Here is a 22,257-nt window from a genome sequence, read left to right on the forward strand (position 1 = left end):
TTAGGAGCCTGTTCTTCAATGAAGACAGGCTTTTTCTAAAAATAAAATGGATATGTTCTTCTGTTTAAAATCTCATAAATAGTTATCAACATCATCTGATTTCAACTTTATATAATGTTCCATAATCGTTTGCTGCGACTTATGACCAGATTGTTTCGCAATCGTTGGAATATCGGCACCTTTTTGATACATAGCGGTGATTTGTGTTTTACGAAATGTGTACGGTGCGAATCCAAGCCAGCTTTGAATAGCTTGATTATAACTGACCTCACTAATTTGTCGGCTTGTATGGTTACCCCATTTATCAGCTGCACCGACAAAATAATCTTCTGGTAACAACTCACACGTAGCAATATACTTTCGAATCGCCTGCACGCACTCTAGCGTCAGGTGTTTTTCTTTCATTTCACCCTGTTTAACCATCATCACTTGAACTGTCCGATTTTCTAAATCAAAATCACTCACTTTTAACCGTACCATTTCAGACGGTCGATTCGCTGTAATAAGATTCACTAAACAAATTGCTCGCTTGCGAATGTCACTCTTTTTATCCGTATCGTACCGATCAATGAGGCGCAGTACATCACTTTGCTTTTCAGCACGTTTCCCACGCATTGGCTTTAATCGTAAAAAATCCTCTTGATCGTACAAACTACGTAGTAATTTAATGCTTCCCTCGTGCTCTGAGGTGAATTGAAATCCGTATTCATGTACTAACCAGTACTTCACGCCGGCTAAACGTCGATTAAATGTCGATAATCGAACTTGTTGTTGCGTGATCAGGTCATGAAGATACAGTTCGAGTGCTTCAAAATCCTTTGAAAGGAAATGCTCATCACAAAAAGCTTGAAACAAATTGAAATCGGACTGGTACCGATTTAACTTATCCTGCCGAATCTTTTGTAGCGTTTCGTCTTTTTGCTTCGTCATTTTATATTGCTGCAAAGAAAATAGTGTTTCTTCCATTATATATGTCCCTCCTCGCGTTAAAATAAGTATATATTTCAAAAGTAGAAATTTCCACCTTTGAAAAGTTTCTTTTTGTGTTTTTTATATCTTCATATAAGAACTTACGTTTTTTTATTATAAAATTTTCAACCTTAAACAACAGTCTTTTTTTAAGGTTGATAGATATTTTCTATCCCTTAAATTTCTTTATTTTTAAAATAAATTCATACTTTCATAAATTGAGATAATGTTCATGAACACAGCAAAAAAAAGAGGAAATTATCAAAGCAAAGACAAGTCATCATCCCTAAATTTTATTTTGATGCTTTACAGATGTAAGATGTAAGAGGAAGTAAAGATTGGATAAGTATAAAATGGAATTAAATTGATCCAGTACATAAAATGGCAAACGATTTTACCGAACAACTATTAATTGGCTTAGTGGAAAATGATTCAGTGGACAGGAGCTAGTCAAAATGTTTAAAGAGGCAACCAAATCAACTGGTTGGACGGTTTTTCATTCTAAAAATGGAGATAACACTATATTATAGAAGAAACTCATGGTAAATTTGTTTTATTGAAGCTAAAAGATCCACGCCTTATTGCACATACAAAAAATACGTTGGGTTTTTATCCAACGCATTTTAGATATTAAGAAGATTTAATTAAACTCTTTCTTTAATACTCCTAGCGTCTTCAATTTCATTATCAATACTACCTGGTTCTCTATACTGGTCTTTTATATCTTCTATATCAACTTTTGTAAATTGATCTGGTGAAACTGATCCTTTTATTTTCATAGCAACATAATATGCAACAATAGAAACTATTAATGATTGAACAGCTGGTAATCCAAATGGGTATACATATTGAGTCAGATATCCCACAAAAGTACCTACGACAAGAGCAATAGTTGCCATCCAATTCCAACCTTCATTTTCAGCCCATTGTTGTTTACGTACTAAAAAGAAATCGCTCATCATTACCCCAGCGATTGCTGGATATATCAATGCTGTCATATATAGGAAATCTGTGAAATAATCTAAGATTCCTGCAAGAGCTATTACAATTGCAATGATTGTTCCACCTAATGTTAGTAATGCCCGCCCTTTCCCAGAGTTTACATTCAACATATTCGCTAGTGCTAATCCCATACTATAGTTATTTACAATTTGGCTAGTCCACGTCGCAAACCATAAGATTAGGAAGCCCCAAACAGGGAAGCCCATGTTTAACATAACAGTTACTATATCTGCTTCTCCTACGCCAACAGACATAATTGCCCCAACATAAAATAATGGAATTCCTACACCAACAATCCCTATAGGTATTAATAAATTATCTTTCACTTTCGGCTTCGCATATCTAGTATAGTCTGATGCTATAACCCATTGTGAAACGTTAACCCCAATAACAAGACTTATTGCTGCAAGGATCGTCATATTTGGTTCAGGATTCCAAGAAGTGATTGTGTCCCAACCTATATTCTTAAATGCTAAGTAAATTCCACCGATTATCAAAATAAGTCCAGCTGGTACTGCAATGTAATCAGTCCACTTCATTGATGAATAACCGATTATTGCAGGCAGGGCAAATAATGCTCCAGCTATCACGGTAATTAAAGCCCACTCACCCCACTCTGTAGTATAGTCAATTCCAAACATAGCAGATATAGCGTTACCTGCAACCGCAGTTTGAAGTGCCCACCATCCCATAGATACGATAAAAATAGTTAATCCTACAATAAATCTAGCTTGTAGAGCACCGAAACTTGATTTTGCAATAACTGAAGATGCACGACCCGTTTTTGCACCTATATAACCTTGTATAAAGTTTCCTGGCCATTGAAATACAACCATAGACAGTACTACTATTAGTAAAATCTCTGCTAAAGAAAAGCCACCTGTAAGAGAAGCCCCTACCATTAAAACAGGTATTGTAAACTCTAGACCACCAAAGATCATGGCTGGTGTCATCCAATGTTGCCTTTCATTTAAAGGTACTGCAGCTAATGCTTCATCTTTCCCAATTGCTGATTTTTTTTCTAGTTCACTCATTTCACTCACTACCTTTCTGAATTTTCAGACTTCTATAATGGCAACCTATTTTTTATAACTAGCTCTCTCGGATAATTATTAATACGTTCAAAACCAGATTGTGTAACCACTACAATATCTTCAATTCTGACTCCGAATTTTTCGCTAAGGTATACTCCTGGCTCTACACTTATCACCATACCTTCTTCAAGAAGTTGATCATTATTAAATGTCACAAATGGCTCCTCATGTACTTCTATACCTAAACCATGACCTGTCCTATGTGTAAATTGAGCGCCATAACCAGCTTCAGTAATTATATCTCTAGCTACTCTATCAATCTCTTTTAATGGTACGCCAGGTTTTATAGCTTTAACTGCTTCTTCCTGCGCATACTTAACTGTGTTGTATACAGTCTGCATTTCCTCAGTCACACTATCTCCAATGAATATAGTCCTAGTAATATCTGAGCAATAGAAATCTTTAATTCCTCCTATATCAATAACCACCATATCTCCCTCTGAAATTTTTGTTTCACCTGAATGATGGTGAGGAACTGCTCCATTTTTCCCTGCCCCTACAACAGGATTAAAAGACATCTTTTTGACATTATGCATCTCAAACAAACGTTGGATTTCATCAACAACTTCTAATTCAGTCATACCTACTTTAATAAAATCTATTGTTTTACCTACAACTTCGTCAGCTATAGCCCCTGATTTTTTCAATAATTCTATCTCATGTAAATCTTTTTTTAATCTTAATTTACCTATAATACTAGTACTATCTACAAATTTAATATTGTTATTAAGCTGAATTAAGTTTATTAAATTTAGACTTGGCCACTGGTTATCAATAGAAATAACCCCTTCATTAGGGAGAAACTCTCCTAAAATCTCAATAGATTTATCACCGTCCTTCCAAAATACAGTTTGAAATAGCGTTGGATTAGTAATTTCTTCTTTAGACATTTCATGTATAAGCATAATTGGCTGACCTGCTTTATTAATAACAATCGCCTGTAATCTTTCATGTGATTCTAGCCATGTCCCGCTAAAATAGAAAAAGTTTGCTGAAGACGTTACTAAAAGAGCATCTATATTTAAATCATTCAAAATTTCCTGAGCTTTTTGGATACGATCTTGGTATATCAATTCAACCTTCTCCTTTTTAAAAAGGCTTCCTTCTATTATTAGTGTAATAATAGAAGGAAGAACCCTCATGTAATTTATCTAGAAACTAGAGCCCATACTATTTCACAATCTTCTTGGCCATCATTATATGCCCAATGTTTTTCTCCGTGTGGAATAAATGTCGCTTGTCCTGCAACTACTCTATATTCTTTTCCGCCACTCATTGCTAGCATAGAACCCTTTAATATTAATCCATATTCATCCTGGGTATGAGATCCAGTACCTTCTAGAGGAATTCTAGCACCAGGCGGAATAATTACTGTTCCAAAAGCTGTTCTTCCACCTTCAATTACAGTTTCGTCAAATATAGTTTTCATAATAACTTCTGTTTGGCTGCTAGATTTCACATCACTAGTTGATACGATTTCCATTTATTCGCCCTCCTTTTGTTTGCGCTCTGCAGAAAGCCCCACGACTTCTAGTGTTTTAGGGTTTAAAGTAACACCATAGTCCTTTTCAGCTTGTTCCACTGTGATGTATTCATTTTTTACATCCCATATCACTTTATCGATAGGTCGATCTAGTGGATTCCCATAGCCTCCACCTGAACCAGTGACTAGTCTTGTAACATCATTTTTACTTAACGGGAATTGATTATACTTCCCATATGGTCCGAATGTTTCACCATTACTCTTAACAAATTCAAAGTAATTAGTAGAACCTTCTTTACCTTCATTTGTTCCCCATGTGTTATATTTATGACGACCAAAGGAACCAGTAAAGTACTGATTATCTGTTAATGAACGGTAGGCTCTTGTAACTCCATAACCACCTCTAAATTCGCCGGCACCCATTCCATCAGTATTTAAGCTATATTCATCTATTAATACACCATTTCTAGTTTCACAAACTTCTACTGGAATATTGAATGTTTCGCCATCTAATATACAGAACTGAGCAGAGGCACCATCTTTTTCTCTGTCTCCACCCCATCCACCTACAGATGGTTCAACGATTAAGAATGGTTCATTTGTATCTTGATGTTTTCCACCAAGAATAGCTACACAAACCGATAAGAAGTGCCCAGCAGATAGACGGTCAGGTACTAATGGTGCTAGAGCTTTCCAAACTAAGTCTGTTCCAAATAACATTGACTCCCAATACATAGATACTGGTGCAGGTCGTACTGCATTGAATATTGAACCTGCATCAGTAATTACACGTAAAGGTCGGAAAGAGCCATCATTTACATCTTGTGATGGATTAGTTACAGCAAGATAAATAGTTCGAACTGCTGAAATTAGACCAGTTAAGGTACAATTTATAGATCCAGTTACTTGTGGATGACTTCCTCGGAAATCACATATAAACTCAGTATCAGTAATTTCAACTTTTACTTGTACTTTAAAAGGACCTTTTTCAATTCCATCATCATCAATATAATCTACCGCTTCAAATGTTCCTTTAGGTAGATTTTTTAATGATTTAAGTGCAATTTGTTCTCCATGATCTAATAAATAGTTAATAGAGTTTACAACTGTTTCTTTATCGTATTTTTCGCATAATTCCTGAACTCGTCTCTCACCAGTTTTTAGAGCAGCAACTTGAGCCCACATATCTCCTAATGATAGATCTGGAAATCTCACATTCGCAGCAATAATTTCAACAACAGATTGATTTAAAACTCCCTGATCGTAAAGTTTTACACAAGGGAATTGTAAGCCTTCTTGGTAAATCTCTGTTGAATTTGTAGACATTGAACCTGCGTCTTTTCCTCCAACTTCTGTCCAATGGGCTTTATTAGCGGAAAATGCAATTAATTCCCCATTGTAGAAGATAGGCATAACTAACCCCACATCACATAAATGGGATCCGCCTCCACCATAAGGATCATTAATTAAAATGATGTCGCCAGGTTTTAAATCTCCATTTTTATTGTACTTTTCTAAGGTTTCTCTAACCATGAAACTTAGCATTCCAATAAAACCTGTTACACCGTTACCTTGAGTTAATAGTTGTCCCTTTGAATCAGTTAGACCACTCGCATAGTCTAAAACTTCATATATAATAGGACTCATTGAAGTACGAGCTAATGCATAGAACATTTCTTCTCCAATTGCTATTAAAGAATCCTTAACAATATCTAATGTAAATGCATCTACTTTCGTTGCTGTTGGATAAATTGTTTTCTCCATAATTTACACCCCCATATCGATAATTAAGTTTCCATATAAGTCGATTGTTACGGACTGACCAGGATAAACTACTGTTGAAGCGGATGATTCCTCTACAATCACTGGACCTTCTAAGAATGCATCTGGATTTAACTTTGTTCTATCGTATACAGGTGTATCAATCCATCCACTTCCTTCATATAAAACGGGTCTAACTTCTTTTAGTGCATCTTGTAAATCTAATCCATTATTTTCTATTTTAGATAACTCAGGTTTTTGTACAGATCCAAAAGCAATTAAGTGTAGATTTACAATTTCTGTCGGATTATTTTCTAACTTAAATGTGTATAATTGTTCGTGTCTATTATGGAAATTTTGTATCACATCTAACATTACCTCTTTTGTTACCTTCCCATTTGGTACAGGTACTTTTACCGTATGCTCTTGCCCAATATAGCGAATATCTATAAATCTAGTAAACATAACCCGATCTTCTGCTACACCTTCATCGGCATATTGAGCCAATGCCTTGCTTTCTTGATCCTCTAGAATATTGTTAAACTCTTCATAGTCAATCGTGTCTACACGACGTATATATGTTTGAATATAGTCATGTCTTAAATCTGTCATTAACATTCCCCAAGCAGAGAATACCGAAGCAGCAACTGGCACAATCACTTTTTTAACACCTAACTCTTTAGCAAGTGCAGGGGCATGCATAGATCCCCCACCACCAAATGCAACTAAAGTAAATTCACGTGGATCATAGCCCTTTCTAACTGAAATTAATTTTAGAGCATTCAACATATTTGAGTTTGCCATACGAATAATACCTAGAGCAGCTTCATCAGTTGAAATATTGAATTGGGTAGCGATTTTTTCATTTACTACTGCCTTCACTTTTTCCATATCTACTTCATTATCAAAATTTTTAGGTGAAAGTCTTCCTGTTACTAAATTTGCATCTGTAGTAGTAGGTTCTGTTCCGCCTTTTCCATATGCAATTGGACCAGGTAATGCACCTGCAGATTGAGGTCCAACTCTTAATGAGCCACCATCATCTATCCATGCAATTGATCCTCCACCGTTTCCAATCTCAACAATGTCTACAACTGGAACTTTGATTGGATATCCCGCAGTACGATCATCACGCTCAATATTGTATTCAGTGGTTACCTTCACTTCACCACTATCAATTAGAGAACATTTCGCTGTTGTTCCACCTATATCAAAGGCTATAATGTTTTCCTCACCAAGAATTTCCCCTAATATAGCAGCGCCATAAATACCTGCTACAGGACCAGACTCCACCATGTTAATCGGAGTTTGTTTTGATTGTTCGAAAGTAGTCGTACCACCATTAGATTGCATTATATATTTATTAGCTGAATTATCGATTTTGCTTAACTCTTTTTCAAGACGTTCTATATAAGCTGAGGCAATTGGCTTTACATAAGAATTTAGGACAGTTGTGCTAGTGCGTTCATATTCTCTCCACTCTCTTGTTACCTCATAGGATGCTGTCACAGCAACCTCAGGCCATAGTTCCTTTATAAGCTTAACTGTTTCAATTTCATGAATCGGATTACTATAAGCATGTAAATATGAAACCGCAATAGCCTCTACTTGTTCTTGTTTGAAGTATTCAATAATCTCTTTTACTCTATCAATTTCTAATTCTTGTATAACCTCACCTTTGTAATTTAAGCGTCCTGTTACCTCTTGACGTAAATATCGCGGAACGAAAGGCGTAGGTTTTTTATATTGAATATTAAATAGATCGGGTCTATTTCCACGAGCAATTTCAAGAACATCTCTGAATCCTTTGGTTGTAATTAAGCCTGTTTTTACACCCTTACGTTCAGTTAAAGCATTAATAATAACCGTTGTTCCATGAATAAATGTATCGAGTTCCTCAGTCTTTATACCACTTACTTCGATAACATTTAATACCCCATTTTCAAAGTTAGGAGGAGTTGTGTGACTTTTTGCTACACCAACTTTTCCTTGCTCGTCGATATAAACTAGGTCAGTAAAAGTTCCTCCGATATCTGTTGCTACTCTCATAAATCTAGCCACCTTTCTTATTTAATAAATCAATGTATAAAAATTCAGTTATTAAAAAATAACTGGTGTTACTACACTAAGGACTTTGGCATCTGCTTCTAATGGGTTTTTCACCGAATGTGAAAGTGTTGATGGAAAATGTATTGAGTCACCAGGTTTTAAAACATATTCTTTTCCATCCACCTCAAATATTAGTTCTCCTTCGAGTACATAATAAAATTCTTCACCGGGATGGCTGAAAGTTTTTTCAGGTGTAGGTCCTGGAGGGAAAGTTACAAGCATTGGCTCGATACTTCTTCCTGAAAACTCTCCACCCAGTCTTGTGTAAGTAACACTAGAACCTTCTAATTTAAAAGGTTTCTGTTCCTCTTTCTTCACTTGAAAATTTTCATTCGAAAAATCTTCAAAGAAGTTAGTAATTGGAACTTCTAACGCATCTGCAATTTTTTTTAAAGAAGTTATTGCAATTGACGAAGAAGCTCTCTCCACTTGAGATAAAAAACTTACAGATAATCCTGTTTTTTCACTTATCTCTTTTAGAGTTAAATCCTTTTCAATTCTTAATTCACGAATTTTGGTCGATACTTCTTTCATATTCCTAACCCCCAGTAAATCTAGGTTGTAATGTAAAACTATAATTTTATTTAAAAATTAAAGTAATACTGTAATTTGTATGTTATCACAGAAATTTTAAAATTTACAGTAAATTTTAAAAATTTAAATTAATTAATTTATTGATTGTTTTTAGGAAGTTTTTATTCTTTGGATGGGAGAGCTTCTTTGACCACTTTGTAAGCAGTTGTAGAAATGGAAAAATAATCGAACGGAACTGGCTATCGAGGATATTAGTTCTAACAAAGATGCTGTTTTAAATCTGTTTCTTAAAACATACCTTCCCTTTAATGAAACAATATTAGTCGATGTTGATTCAAAAGTTAAAGTGTGTAATTGCAGCTAAATTTAAATAGGTGTATTTGAATAATAGCGCATCAACTTTTTTAAAATCGATTGCCAATCAATTAATTGATCCAATTGCACTAACAGATGGCTCTTATCATACATAGCTAAATAAGCCTCCCGATTTTTTTCGATGGTCTGTCTTGAAGTAGTAAAGAACATAAAAATCCCTCCAACTCATTTCATAGAATTGAAAGGACTTTACCTGATTTTTCAAAAAATTTCATTGACTAAATAGTTTATCAACAGAAAGGGTTTTACATATTAGATATGACTAATATGTAAAACCCTTTCTTCTTTGTGTTAAATTTTATTATTGTATTCAGTTCATTACAAAATATCCATAGTGGTCTCCGACTACTTTTATGATATAATTGCTAAAAAATTTCGATAGGGGGGAGAGAGATGAATGTAGAAGATGCTTTAAAGATTGGCGAATTGTCAAAAGGTGAAGTGATTACAGGGAGAAAAGGTCTTTTACGAAAGATTGTTTCGATTGAGGTCATGGAAGTTCCAGAAGTAGGGAATTGGGCATCAGAAGGGATTTTGATGTTGACAAGCTTTTATTCGGTTAAAGATGATTTTAAAAAGCAATATGATATATTAAAAACGTTAATCGAAAAACGTGCTGCAGGTATGGTGGTGAAATTAGGAAGGTTTCTTGATTACCTGCCTGAAGAAATGATTGCGTTAGCAGAAAAAAATTCTTTTCCAATCATTTCAATTCCGAAAAATGTATCATATATAAATGTAGTAACCCCTTTATATGAAAATCTATATGAGGAAAAAAGAAGAGTTAAGCAGAATTCTTCCAATCCCTTCCATGATTTTATTGTCGAGGATTATGCCAAGGTGGAAGATGAGGTTGAACGTTTATCAGAAATCTTGGAGGCTCAAGTCTATATTGAGGATTGTGTAGGTCAATTACTTTATTGCTCAAAAACATTTTCATCAGATGGCTGGAGAAAATCTAATTTATTATTTTCTGTACCTTCCAATCCAAATTATAAGAAGCTAATAAAAGATTGGAAAAGCGATATCCAGCCTAGCTTATTAAGACGCGAAAAATTTTCGGATCAAAGGAATCGGCTGATTGTACCACTTTTATCGAAGAAGGATATTTTTGCGTTTATCCATCTTCCGTTTAAAAGTCAATCTAAGTTTCAAGAGGTTAAGCCCCATCATGTAGAACACCTGAGTCGTAAACTCTCTGAAACAATTTTGAGTGAGCAGTTAGATTTACAAAAAGAACGGATCAAAGAGAAGGCCAAATTGGAGTTACTTTTGGATAAGCATAATTCCGCAAATGTAAATCGCGAATTTGTCCTTTTGTATTTTTATAGAAAAAGTAAAGATATACCTTCTCTACAACCTTCTCCGTTGTTCGACATCAATTGTTTAGTAAGAAAAAATATAAAAGAATGGATGCAGACCCTGCTGTGTGAAGAGTGTATTCTATTCGAAAAACATAATCAAATTTTTTCCCTTATCCAGTCTTCAGAAAACGAGCATCAAAACATAGTGTCATATTTAAAAAATGTATGTAAACTATCATTGCAAAATTCCTCCATTATAGATGTCGCAGTTTCTGTTAGTGCTCCTTTTAGAAATTTAAAAGACTATGATGAGAAAATTAAATCTGTCGTTAAAATTATGGAAATAGGTCAAAAAGTGCGACCTGATGAAAAAGTTTATACCTATGATAAGTTGGGAATTTATGAAATTCTTATTAATTTGAGCACGAATTCAACTGCCATGCTATATGCGGATGAAGTTCTTTCACCTCTTACAAGTGATGATGGAGAGCTTTTAGAGACTTTAATTGCCTTCTTAAAAGAGAATGGAAATGTATCGCGTACTGCAGAGACATTATTTATTCATCGAAGAACGATGACCTTTCGGCTTCAAAAAATTAAAGAACTGCTAAACATGCAGCTGGATGATCCTGAAAACCTCTTTACTTTGCGTTTTTGTTTAAAATTGAAAGAGTTAATTTAAGTAAATTCATATGTTATTTTATTTAACCTGTTATTTTTATTTTAAGATTGTACAGGTTACCCATTCCATAGTCAAAAAAGCCGGAAGGAAAAAACTGTTCGTTTTTTCCTCCGGCTTTTATTTTAGAAATTTATTGACTCCCTTTTAGTGCAACACTCTATTTTATGAGAAAAGTGGAAATAGTGAGCAAAAACTCAATCTAAATCCTTCCCGGTTTGTACATTTGTCCAATTAGTTTAAATTTTTATAATTATTAAAAAAGGGGGGGTGATAACACCATGTTAGGAATTATTCGAGTTTTAACAACTGAAGATGAGTCTGTTTTGCAAGAACATGGAAATGAAATGAAGAAATATGCTGGGGTAGACTCTATTACAAAATGTATACAAGATCAACCTAATGGTATTTATAATGATGAATCTGAACAAGTAGCCATTCCAAAAATAGTAAAATTGGCTAAAAAAATGGCAGAAGAGTTTAATGTAGATGCAATCACAATTAGCTGTGCGGCTGATCCAGCTATTGATGAGTCACGAGATGTTGTGAATGTGCCTGTTTTAGGTGCAGGAGTATGTGGAGCACATACGGCTTGTATGGTTGGAAGTCGTGTTGGGGTAATTGGCATCACAGATTTTATACCAGGCCGGATGAAAAAGGAACTTGGTGAACACTATCATTCACATGACTATTCTGAAAAGTTAAGAAAAACTACGGATTTATTTAAAGAAGGTGCAAAAGAAGAGTTACTACAAGTAGCTCAAAGGCTAATTGATTCTGGAGCAGATGTTATTTTATTTGCTTGTACAGGATTTTCAACGATTCGCTTAAAGGAGTATTTTGTTAAGTACTTATCTGTACCAGTCATCGATTTAGTAGAAGCACAAGCAATAGCTTATCAATTGATAGAAAGGAGTGTAGGGAATGCATCAAAAAACGTTTGATTTCTCGTTTATCGTATTTTCGATATTAATCTCTATTTTTGGTGCAATCATAGGGATGCAGCTGATCACTTCTCTTGGAATTACTCCGAACACATCAATAATTGGTGCTTTAATTGCGATGGTTATAGCTCGGATTCCGATGCAAATGTTCTATAAATACAAGTCCTTGGATAATCAGAATTTAGTTCAAACGACTATCTCTGCTGCCACGTTTGGTGCAGCTAATAGTCTATTAATCCCTATTGGATTACCTTATGTTTTAGGGATGCCGGAGTTAATCATTCCTATGCTAATCGGAGCTGGGATTGCCTTATTTATTGATGCATTCATTTTATATAAAGTATTTGATTCGAAATTGTTTGGTGCAGATGAAGCTTGGCCCCAAGGTATTGCAACTGCTGAAGCCCTAAAGGCTGGAGATAAGGGTGGATCTAAAGCGAAATTCCTAGGTTTAGGAATTCTAGGTGGAATTGCTGGTTCTCATTTCGGTATTCCGATGTCAGCTTTGGGTGTTGCATTTATCGGAAACATATGGGCGTTATCAATGTTTGGTCTTGGTTTGTTATTAAGAGGATATTCTGTTCAGCTTTTTGGGGTGGACTTAAATGAGTACTATATTCCACATGGAATGATGATTGGTGCAGGAGTTGTGGCACTACTCCAATTTATAATGACTCTTGTTAAGTCTCGATCTCAAAAAGAACCTGATGTGGAAACGAATCATGAATATACACGAAATGAAAGTGATGTAAAAAAAGGATTTGGTCTTGGTTTAGTTCTTTATATAGCTGGGGCCGCACTTGTTGCTGTTATGGGTGGAATTATGGCTGAAATGCCTATCTGGCAACTGTTATTATTTGTTTTATATGCTTCCTTTGCTGCTATAGTAAGTGAAATTATTGTAGGGATTGCAGCGATGCATTCAGGGTGGTTTCCAGCATTTGCTATTACGTTAATTTCACTAATCATCGGAATGATCATAGGGTTTCCGCCAGTTGCACTTGCCTTACTTACAGGTTATACAGCGGCAACAGGTCCTGCTTTTGCAGACATGGGTTTTGACTTCAAAGCCGGTGTCCTGATTAGACGAGGTGTTTCAAGTGCTCAAGAGCTTTTTGCAAGACGTCAGCAATTTAAGAGTGCAGCGATTGGATTTGGTGTTGCAATAATAATGGTTGCTCTTTTTGCAGACTCCTTTTTCACACAAGACTTAGTTCCCCCAGTAGATCGCGTTTACGCTGCGACAATTGAAGCTGGGATTTCAGGTGACGTAACATCGTTAATATTATTGTGGGCTATTCCAGGAGCTATCATTCAATTAATTGGTGGGCCAAAGAGGCAAATGGGAATTTTGTTAGCGACAGGTCTATTGATTTCATCCCCAATTGCAGGCTGGGCAGTAATCATCGGGGTTCTCATCCGTATAACAATACTAAAAGTTCGTGGTCCAGAGGCGGAAAAAACAATGTACACAACCGCAGCAGGATTTATTGCCGGGGATGCTATATATAGCTTCTTTACATCGATTTGGAAAGCTAGATAAAGAGGGGGATCTAAATGACTAAAAAAATATTAACTAAAGATGATGCAAAGAAAGCAGTCTATGGAGGCTGTATTCTCGGAGGCGGAGGCGGAGGATGGATTCATGATGGTCTAGCAAAATCAGAATCTGCCTTTGAAATGGGCACTCCTAACTTGATTACAATTGATGAATTGCAAGACGATGACTATGTTGCATGTGTGTCCCTTGTCGGGGCACCTTCTGCAAAAGAGTTGTATGTTGACTCACAACAGCTAGTCCAAACGGTTCAACGCATGCAAAAAGAATTTCCGCAGCCAATCAAAGCTATTATGACAAACGAAAATGGAGCTTCTACAACGATAAATGGCTGGCTGCAGGCTGCAGGTACTGGCTTGCCGGTTATCGATGCTCCTTGTAATGGAAGGGCACATCCGACAGGATCGATGGGTTCTTTAAATTTAACCGAAGTGGATGGGTATTTATCAATTCAGACATTTTCAGGCGGAAAAAATGATAAAAAAATAGAAGGGATAGTATCTGCTTCCATTAACAAAGCTTCAAATGTAGTCCGTTCCATGTCTGTAGAGGCTGGAGGAATGGTAGGAGTTTGCAGAAACCCAGTGCAAGTTGATTATGTGAAAAAAAATGCTGCTGTGGGTGGCATCACTCAGGCAATAGAACTTGGTGAAGTCTTCCTATCCGTACCTGAGGGACCAGAGCGAATTGAAGCCGTTGCCTTATATCTAAAAGGGCGGGTTATTCATTCAGGAACGGTAAGTTCGTATGAACTGAATGAAACAGGCGGATTCGATGTTGGATTTGTGAAGATTGATGATTTAGAGCTTACTTTTTGGAATGAATACATGACTGCTGAGATAAATGGCGAACGTAAGGGAACATTCCCAGATTTAATTATGACTTTTGATGCTAAAACGGGGTGTCCATTAGTAAGCGCCGAGATTCAAGAAGGTCAAAGTATTGCGGTCATTTCAGTACCGAAAGACAACCTAAAATTAAGCTCAACAATGTTTAATGAAAAGCTTCTAAAGTCAATAGAAATGATTATTCATAAAAAGATTGTTTAAAGGGGAGAGAAGTAATGTCACTGAAATATACAATAGAAGTAATGGAATTGTTGGATCATCCAAAAGCAAATGGACAAATGATTTCCGAGCTTTTTGCAGATTTCTCGAATGTTGAGGCGACCTACGAAACTGTATCGGGTGATCGTGGGTCAACAGACTTTGTAAAAATTGTTGTAAAAGGATTTGAAGGGAAATTAGCAGGTGGTAATGCCCCTTCTCTAGGAGTAGTAGGTCGTTTGGGTGGACTTGGAGCCCGTCCTTCCCGTATTGGATTTGTTTCAGACGGAGATGGAGCCGCAGCCGCTATCACAATAGCGTTAAAGCTTGCGAGTATGGCTGAAAAAGGAGATCGTCTACCAGGTGATGTCTATATTACAACACATATTTGTCCAGTTGCTCCAACAGAGCCACATGAACCAGTTGATTTTATGGGGTCACCAGTTGATATCCTTACCATGAATCAGTATGAAGTTTTGCCTGAAATGGATGCCGTTTTATCCATTGATACAACAAAAGGAAATAAAATCATTAACCATCGTGGAATTGCCCTATCTCCAACTGTAAAAGAAGGGTATGTTTTAAAGTTCAGTGATGATTTGCTTCGAATCATGGAGATGTCTACTGGGGAATTACCTGTGACATTTGCTGTAACGACTCAAGATATTACCCCTTATGGAAACAATGTGTACCACATCAATAGCATTCTGCAGCCTGCTGTTGCTACGGATGTACCAGTTGTTGGTCTTGCTATTACGGCTAAATCAGCTGTTCCAGGCTGTGGAACCGGTGCAAGTCATGAAGTGGATGTAGCACAAGCTGTTCGTTTTAGCATTGAAGTAGCAAAGGAATTTACACGCGGGCAAATTGACTTCTATGATAAGGCAGAGTTCAGTCATCTTGAGAAATTGTATGGTTCAATGAAGAAGCTTCAAACACTAGGAAGTGTTTCGTCATGACACGAAAGTCAGTAGGTATTCTGACGATTGGACAATCCCCACGTGAAGACGTAACCCCTTCTATCCGCGCTCTTTTAGGGGATTCGATTGATATTATAGAGGCAGGTGGACTTGATCGACTTGGTGATGACAAAATAAAGTCAGTTTGTCCTGATGATCAAGAAATTACGTATATATCAAAATTAAGAAATGGCAAATCTGTTAAGATTGGAAAATCCAAGCTTTTACCATTATTGCAAGACGAGTTAACCAAGCTTGAAGAGAAGGTTACTGTCGTTATTATGCTTTGCACAGGAGATTTCCCGACCATTCATAGTAAGAAGCCACTAATTTATCCTGATAAGATATTGAACCATACAGTCCAAGCAATATTAAAAAAGGGGAAGCTGGGAGTGATTGTTCCATTAGAGGAGCAACGAAATACTTTAACTAAAAAATGGGGAAATCCAAATCTGGAACTTTTCGTTGAAGTTGCTTCTCCTTATGAAGATAGTGATGTAAAAGGAGCCAGCCAAAGGTTAAAGTCTCAGGGAGCAGAGCTAATTGTTCTCGATTGTATGGGATATTCTGAAACTCATAAAAAAGATGCCATGGAGGGGAGCAACTTGCCAGTTCTTCTTCCGCGGACCTTAACTGCTCGTATTACTGCAGAATATATACATTAGATTAGAGATCCGGTTTTCCGGGTCTTTTTTCTAAGGGAGAGGACTCAATATATGCCAATTATTGCACTGTTTGTTTTAAGCCTTCTTTGGGGATCTACTTTTTTTCTAACCAAATTATTGCTCATTGATTTTCATCCCGTTTCAATTGTCTTTTATCGATGTTTATTTGGAATGTTGGGGCTTTTACCATTTTTTCTTTGGAAAAAAAGGGAAGGTGATTTTGATAAGCTTCCTAAGCTTATCATGATAACCTTAATAAGTGCAGGTATTCCATGGGTTTTCATGAGTTTAAGTTTAAAAGGACTTGATACAACCATTAGTGGAGTGTTGAATGCTTCGGGTCCTATAATCGGAACTATTTTGAGTGTTGTAATCTTAAAAAGAGTTATTCCTAAGCACGAGATTTGGAGCGTATTAATAGGGTTTGCTGGAATTTGTATAACTATCCTTGCAGGAATGAATGGAAATAGCCAATTTCATGTTGGGTCTGCAGCATTGCTTTTGTTTGCTGTTTGTTTTTATTCAATGTCAGCTATCTTTTCGTCCATGTATTTAAAGCATTGTTCGGTGTATACTCTTTCTTTTATAACCATGGCACTTGGTACTATTTATTCTGGTGTATTTATGCTGTTTATTGAGCCGATGAGTTTCAGAAATTTTGTGGATTGGAAACCTTTTTTATTGTTTATTGCTATAGGCATGGTTAGTTCAGGATTCGGAAATATGCTCTATTATTATTTAGTTAAATCAAGAGGCGGCCTATTCGCTCTATTAGTAACATATTTAATGCCCATAATGACGATTTTATTAGGAGTTATTTTTCTTGGAGAAAACGTTAGCATCGGCATGGTGGTTGGATTATTCTTTGTTCTAGCTAGTGTTTATTTGATGAATAAAAAAAGGTTGTATAAAAAAGGAGTGACCAAGGATGAATATGCTTCATAGTATTGTTGCAAATATCATGTCAAATAACTTAGATGTTTCTAAATCGAGTTCCATATTAGTTTTAACAGATCATAGTACATCTTTGTTAGCCAAAAAGTTTAAAGATGCCTTAATTTCAAATGGATGGAATACTTCTTTTTATGAGATGGAGGACAGAACAAAATCAGGTGAAGAACCTACAAAGGAAGCGTCTGATAAGATACTGGAATACGATCTTGTTTTCTGCTTAACTAAGCATTCTTTAACACATACATTAGCTAGGAAAAATGCGAATATTCACGGAGTCAGTGTGATTACAATGCCAGGAATTACTGAGGACATGTTTTTACATGGGGCAATGAAAGCCGATTATCACCGGGTAGAAAAAGAAACAATGGAAATGACAGATAAATTGTCTAAAGCAGAAAGAGTAACAATCAAAACTGGAAGCGGATATCGATTAAGCATCCCCCTTTCTGGAAGAACAGGGGTTCCAAGTACAGGAGTTTTCAAAGGAAAAGCTGCATCAGGAAACTTACCATCAGGGGAGGCTTATATTGCACCTGTAGAAGGAGAGGCTGAAGGGGAAATCGAAATTAACGGTTCTATTACAGGTATCGGACTTTTAGAAAATCCTATTGTTTTAACACTAAAGAAAGGTAAGCTTATTGATGTCATCGGTGAACAAGGGGGAAATTTGCTTTCTTTGCTAGGTGATGGAGACGGGAGTTTACTATGTGAGCTTGGAATCGGAACAAACCATGCTGCAAGAGTTATAGGAAATATATTAGAAGATGAAAAAGCTTATAATACGATTCACGTTGCATTTGGTTCTAATCATACTTTCGGTGGTACCTTAAAAACAAATGTCCATATTGATTGTGTGACGATTAATCCTAAAATTGAATGGGAATAAACTACTTGAATAAGTGACAGGAACCATCCAGTTTTTGTGTGTTGCCTTCTCGTGGAGTTTAATTAGTATTTACTCAATTGATAGGAGTTTATGGTGATGAACCCGTTTTCTGCAAACTATCATATGCAGTTGGCAAATCTTTACCTTCGCTATGGTAGAGATGAAAAGATGAGATATGGCAATTACAGAAATGCCTATAATTTATTACGAAAGACAATGCTATTTAGACCCAATGATCCAGATTCATATTATCATTTGTCTTTTATTTTAGGAAAAGAAGAGAGGAAGTGGGAATCTTCTTTTTTTATGCAAAGGAAGCTCTATGAAATGGGATACGAGGAGAAAAGGAGTAAGTTAAGGTGTCATATGGCACTTGCATATGCCTGATGGGTTGTGAAGAATCCGTTTAAATTCTTTCGATTCCATTGTTAATTCTTTCATGAAAGACGACAACCCCTTTTCAAAAATTGTTCTTATTTTATAATTTCCCTTTGGTGTTTGCTACTAAGGGGAGATTTTGGACAAAAAGGAGAAGAAATTAACGTTTCTTACTTTTAAGATTGTTTACTTCTCCTTTTTATTGGTGCTCTTTTTCGATTTCTTATGAATCTCTATCATTAGTATATGTTAATTTTCCATTGTATTAAAATAATCACTTATCTTCCTTCGATTATCTCTCCAATACCTCTTCAACCAAAATATTCTTCTCTTACACCAACGCCTGCAGTCAAAAAATAAAGGCTCTTCCTTCCGAATCTTCGCAAGAAATAGAAAAGCTACAATCAAAAACGGAAAAGCTAGCGCAGAAAAATAAAGAATTAAATAAAAAAGTAGAGGGCATCCTCCAATCAAATAAAGAAGACATTGCCATTAAAATCCGAGAAAAACATATCGAGCAAACCGTGTTAAAGCGCCTTGAAAGCGAAGCACTTACACAATATGCCACTACAAAAGGACAGCAATTCTTCCGAAAACTTTTCCATTCTACGCAAATCGAAATCGAAAAAAAGCAATATATCGCAGCCTATATAGAAGAACATTTCCCTGAGCAATTAAAGCAGGCACTTCAGAGGTATCATGTGCGAGTAGTGGAATGAATGACAAACGTCAAAACGCTTCCTTTAGATCAGGAAGCGTTTTTGTAAGGCAATAGATTGATTTTTAATTCATCCGGTCAATTTATTGATTATACTTTTGCTTTAATTCCTGAATCGATAAATCTGATTTTAGAGCTGCGAGAATGATAATGGCATTTTCTTTCGTTAGTGATTGATCATATAATTCGTATTCCAACACCACTCTGCCTACACTGGAATCCTCCAAATACTCCTCTATATACATGAGACTTGTCGCTACCCATGTTAACAGTTTTGCGGACAGGATCTAGTCCCACGGGCCAGACGTTCTACCCCGACTACCGTTATAATAAGACCTAAAAGAAAAAGGTCAACCAGAAAAAACATATTACGATCGGGCCATATTGTAGAATAAAATTTTTTATGAAATGTTATAAAACGTAGCTTAGGGATCTTTTGATGGTAGTATTTTAATAAAAGATGAGGAGACTTTGTTAAGTTCAAAAACAGCATAGTTAAAGAAGAATTGCAATAAACATAAAAAATCTAATGGGATATATGATTTGTGTAGTGGTGTTATTTACAGCTAAATCTGCTGCATTTGTTTACGTTATTAGTTATCCAATAGGAAAAATTAAAGGTTTTGCCTTTTTGAATTTGCATCCGTCAAAGGATCAATATTAATATTGTATTTTATTTTAATGTCCATCTTCTCAAACAATTCAAACCATTTTTTTCCTTCTATTGGTTTTGAGAATGGTCTTTTAGTTTGTATGCCAAGCTGTAAAGGATCCACTTTCAATTCTTGAATCTTTTTAAATAGTTCATGTGTTTGTTTTTCAAGATGAGATTCGATATCTTTTTTCAAATTTTCTAATTCTTTTGGGTCAAATAATTGCTTCTCTCCCCGGTATTCCTCAATCCTAGTGTCTATATTCACGGTATAGGTCATTGTAGAATAGCTGCTATCGATATCTACTTTTATTTTAGATCTAACATGACCCAGTACAACTTCAAATTCTGGAATCGGTAGAACGTCTAGGTAGTGATCGTTGTTTATCAGCTGGAAGATACGATCATCTAAAGATGAAATAGTTTCAACTAGCTTGTCATCTTGAAACAAGGCTGTACCTTCATAGTTGATCCCATCCTCATCTATTTTGAATACAGGCAAGAAAGGATCTGAATAAGGAGTATAGAGCAAATTCTTAAATTGATGAAGATTAACGACAGTTAATTCTCCTTGATTTTTTTCCTCATAATGCTTCAGCATTCGATAAAACGAGTAATCAAAATTTTTACTTTTATCCAATTGACTTTCCAAGTATTTCTCAAAATTGCCTTTTACGATAACTAAATAGATTCTCAAAGAAATATCCGGATCAGTCAATAATACATTTATAATGGACATAATCCCGTCTTTTCCAAGTTCATCACTAATTACCAGCATCCGCATTTGTCCAGATTTCATTTCCTGGTAGAAGTTGAGGTTGTACTTCTGTACTCCCTCCTTTAATAAGCTGACTTCTTGCGACATAACATTCTTATTTTCTTTACTTAGAGGAGGCAAAATTGTACTGACTTTTAATTTCCCTTTATCCCCCTTACTAATTGCCAAAAAGGTAATGGGAGAAATTTCTTCAATAAGGTTATTTTCGGTAAAAGGGGCACAGCCAGATAAACAAATAGTCATAAAAAGAAGTATTAATCTATTACATGTCTTTTTATGTAGACGCATTTTTTCTAACCTCCCTTTTTTTCATTACTAAAACAATAACAAGTGGAACAAGAAAATAGCTTATGCTTCCAGCTATAATTTGAAGATTAAGTAAAAAGTTCTGCTTCTCCTCAGACTTCCAAAATAATTCATTCATAAGAACCATTCCGATGAAAATAAGGAAAACATTGGATAATAAACCTTTTCCACTGGTTGGCTTGCTCATTTTACCAAATGCTATTTTAGATGCTCCATAAAACAATAGTAGAAATAGAGAAACTGCAAAAACTAGGTTAAATAATTCAAAGGAAAGCATGATCATGTCAATTCGTTCAAACACTGGGTTTTGAAAATAACGGGCCATATTAATAATTGGATATTGACTTTTACTTAAATAATTGGAACCGAAATAAAGTAGGGATGCTATAAAGAGGAATACATACTCTGCAACGGTGATAGCGTTGCCGTAAGACAAATAGCGAAAGGTTTTATTATTTGTTTTAAGCCATGGCCCCAAAAATACTAGAAATTCTGGACCAGAATAGGAAGACAAAATTAAAAAAAAAGCTTTCCAATTTTCTACTTTCCACTCCATTGGAATAAGTGGATACAAATCACTGAGTTGAGCTATTGGGGGAAAGAAGAAACAAAAGAAAAATGTGATCATCCAAAATGTACAGAAAAAAGAAATCAACACAAAACGAACGGTATGTTCAACGCCCTTACCTGCGACATAAAAACAGAACAACAAAATAAAAAAGACAAGAAAATTTGTATCTGTTGATGGAAGCATAAATGTTTGAACAATTTCGCTGAACCCTAAGGTTATGACGGAAAGTTTAAGTAGAATAAAGAACAACCCGATGAAAGAGAGAAATCGTACCAATTTTTTTCCAAACAATTGGACAAATCCATTATATCCATTGCTAGATAAACGGGTTAAAAGCCACTTCGATAAAAGAAGAAGGTTTAGTTGGGATAATATCCCGATAGCTATAAGCACCCAAATCATATATGGATGGATCAAGATATTTGGCATTATCAGAAAAAAGTAAAGCATTTGGAGGCGATTTACCAACAACATGGCATAGAGCCCATTATAGGTTTCATTCTTTTTAAATAATTGGTAAGTTCCCATCAAG

19 protein-coding genes are annotated in these 22,257 nt (G+C 35.7%); 9 read left to right on the plus strand and 10 right to left on the minus strand.

Translation table 11 applies throughout. The features are described from left to right. Positions 1 to 72: 72 nt before the first annotated feature. The 8 genes from HCH28_RS22830 to HCH28_RS22865 form a co-directional block, all read right to left on the minus strand. The gene (locus HCH28_RS22830) at positions 73 to 966 is read right to left on the minus strand and encodes a tyrosine-type recombinase/integrase (RefSeq protein ID WP_221683236.1); all 894 of its coding nucleotides are present in this window, start codon (positions 964 to 966) and stop codon (positions 73 to 75) included. Positions 967 to 1,613: 647 nt separating this feature from the next. Then, complete coding sequence (locus tag HCH28_RS22835) at positions 1,614 to 3,005, minus strand: purine-cytosine permease family protein (RefSeq protein WP_221683237.1); 1,392 nt, start codon at positions 3,003 to 3,005, stop codon at positions 1,614 to 1,616. Positions 3,006 to 3,037: 32 nt separating this feature from the next. After that, positions 3,038 to 4,138, minus strand: coding sequence for a M24 family metallopeptidase (locus HCH28_RS22840; RefSeq protein WP_221683238.1), 1,101 nt, complete (start codon positions 4,136 to 4,138; stop codon positions 3,038 to 3,040). Between the two features lie 74 nt (positions 4,139 to 4,212). Continuing rightward, positions 4,213 to 4,548 (minus strand): cupin domain-containing protein, encoded by a 336-nt coding sequence (locus tag HCH28_RS22845; RefSeq protein WP_221683239.1) that lies wholly within the window; start codon positions 4,546 to 4,548, stop codon positions 4,213 to 4,215. Further along, positions 4,549 to 6,312 carry a hydantoinase B/oxoprolinase family protein gene (locus HCH28_RS22850; RefSeq protein WP_221683240.1) on the minus strand — a complete coding sequence of 588 codons (1,764 nt, stop codon included), beginning with the start codon at positions 6,310 to 6,312 and terminating at the stop codon, positions 4,549 to 4,551. Between the two features lie 3 nt (positions 6,313 to 6,315). After that, positions 6,316 to 8,358, minus strand: coding sequence for a hydantoinase/oxoprolinase family protein (locus tag HCH28_RS22855; RefSeq protein ID WP_221683241.1), 2,043 nt, complete (start codon positions 8,356 to 8,358; stop codon positions 6,316 to 6,318). A 51-nt stretch (positions 8,359 to 8,409) separates the two neighbouring features. Beyond that, entirely contained in the window at positions 8,410 to 8,952 is a 543-nt protein-coding gene (locus HCH28_RS22860) for a helix-turn-helix domain-containing protein (RefSeq protein ID WP_221683242.1), read from the minus strand. A gap of 366 nt (positions 8,953 to 9,318) precedes the next feature. Continuing rightward, positions 9,319 to 9,477, minus strand: a complete 159-nt coding sequence (locus HCH28_RS22865; RefSeq protein ID WP_221683243.1) for a hypothetical protein — start codon at positions 9,475 to 9,477, stop codon at positions 9,319 to 9,321. A gap of 243 nt (positions 9,478 to 9,720) precedes the next feature. Between HCH28_RS22865 and HCH28_RS22870 the strand changes: the two genes are divergently transcribed. From HCH28_RS22870 to HCH28_RS22910, 9 genes are all read left to right on the plus strand, one after another. Then, the gene (locus HCH28_RS22870; RefSeq protein ID WP_221683244.1) at positions 9,721 to 11,313 is read left to right on the plus strand and encodes a PucR family transcriptional regulator; all 1,593 of its coding nucleotides are present in this window, start codon (positions 9,721 to 9,723) and stop codon (positions 11,311 to 11,313) included. Between the two features lie 278 nt (positions 11,314 to 11,591). Next, positions 11,592 to 12,254, plus strand: a complete 663-nt coding sequence (locus HCH28_RS22875) for an aspartate/glutamate racemase family protein (RefSeq protein WP_221683245.1) — start codon at positions 11,592 to 11,594, stop codon at positions 12,252 to 12,254. Further along, the gene (locus HCH28_RS22880) at positions 12,235 to 13,797 is read left to right on the plus strand and encodes an OPT/YSL family transporter (RefSeq protein WP_221683246.1); all 1,563 of its coding nucleotides are present in this window, start codon (positions 12,235 to 12,237) and stop codon (positions 13,795 to 13,797) included. Before HCH28_RS22875 ends, HCH28_RS22880 begins: the two co-directional genes overlap by 20 nt. Before the next feature lie 14 nt (positions 13,798 to 13,811). Beyond that, positions 13,812 to 14,861, plus strand: a complete 1,050-nt coding sequence (locus HCH28_RS22885; protein WP_221683247.1) for an S-methyl thiohydantoin desulfurase family protein — start codon at positions 13,812 to 13,814, stop codon at positions 14,859 to 14,861. A gap of 14 nt (positions 14,862 to 14,875) precedes the next feature. After that, positions 14,876 to 15,817, plus strand: coding sequence for a DUF1177 domain-containing protein (locus HCH28_RS22890; protein ID WP_221683248.1), 942 nt, complete (start codon positions 14,876 to 14,878; stop codon positions 15,815 to 15,817). Beyond that, entirely contained in the window at positions 15,814 to 16,482 is a 669-nt protein-coding gene (locus tag HCH28_RS22895) for an AroM family protein (protein WP_221683249.1), read from the plus strand. The genes HCH28_RS22890 and HCH28_RS22895 overlap by 4 nt, the downstream gene beginning before the upstream one ends. Before the next feature lie 51 nt (positions 16,483 to 16,533). Then, positions 16,534 to 17,427 carry a DMT family transporter gene (locus HCH28_RS22900; RefSeq protein WP_221683250.1) on the plus strand — a complete coding sequence of 298 codons (894 nt, stop codon included), beginning with the start codon at positions 16,534 to 16,536 and terminating at the stop codon, positions 17,425 to 17,427. Beyond that, the gene (locus HCH28_RS22905) at positions 17,411 to 18,322 is read left to right on the plus strand and encodes an aminopeptidase (protein WP_255601737.1); all 912 of its coding nucleotides are present in this window, start codon (positions 17,411 to 17,413) and stop codon (positions 18,320 to 18,322) included. The genes HCH28_RS22900 and HCH28_RS22905 overlap by 17 nt, the downstream gene beginning before the upstream one ends. A gap of 902 nt (positions 18,323 to 19,224) precedes the next feature. After that, positions 19,225 to 19,419, plus strand: coding sequence for a hypothetical protein (locus HCH28_RS22910; RefSeq protein ID WP_221683251.1), 195 nt, complete (start codon positions 19,225 to 19,227; stop codon positions 19,417 to 19,419). 613 nt (positions 19,420 to 20,032) lie between these two features. On the opposite strand, the gene HCH28_RS22915 is transcribed toward HCH28_RS22910, so the two are convergent. Continuing rightward, the gene (locus HCH28_RS22915) at positions 20,033 to 21,136 is read right to left on the minus strand and encodes a Ger(x)C family spore germination protein (protein WP_221683252.1); all 1,104 of its coding nucleotides are present in this window, start codon (positions 21,134 to 21,136) and stop codon (positions 20,033 to 20,035) included. Continuing rightward, positions 21,123 to 22,253: a GerAB/ArcD/ProY family transporter gene (locus HCH28_RS22920; protein WP_255601739.1), complete on the minus strand. Its 1,131-nt coding sequence runs from the start codon at positions 22,251 to 22,253 to the stop codon at positions 21,123 to 21,125. Before HCH28_RS22920 ends, HCH28_RS22915 begins: the two co-directional genes overlap by 14 nt. Positions 22,254 to 22,257: the final 4 nt, after the last annotated feature.

The sequence above is a fragment of the Lysinibacillus sp. K60 genome (assembly GCF_019731275.1).
GTDB lineage: Bacteria > Bacillota > Bacilli > Bacillales_A > Planococcaceae > Lysinibacillus > Lysinibacillus capsici.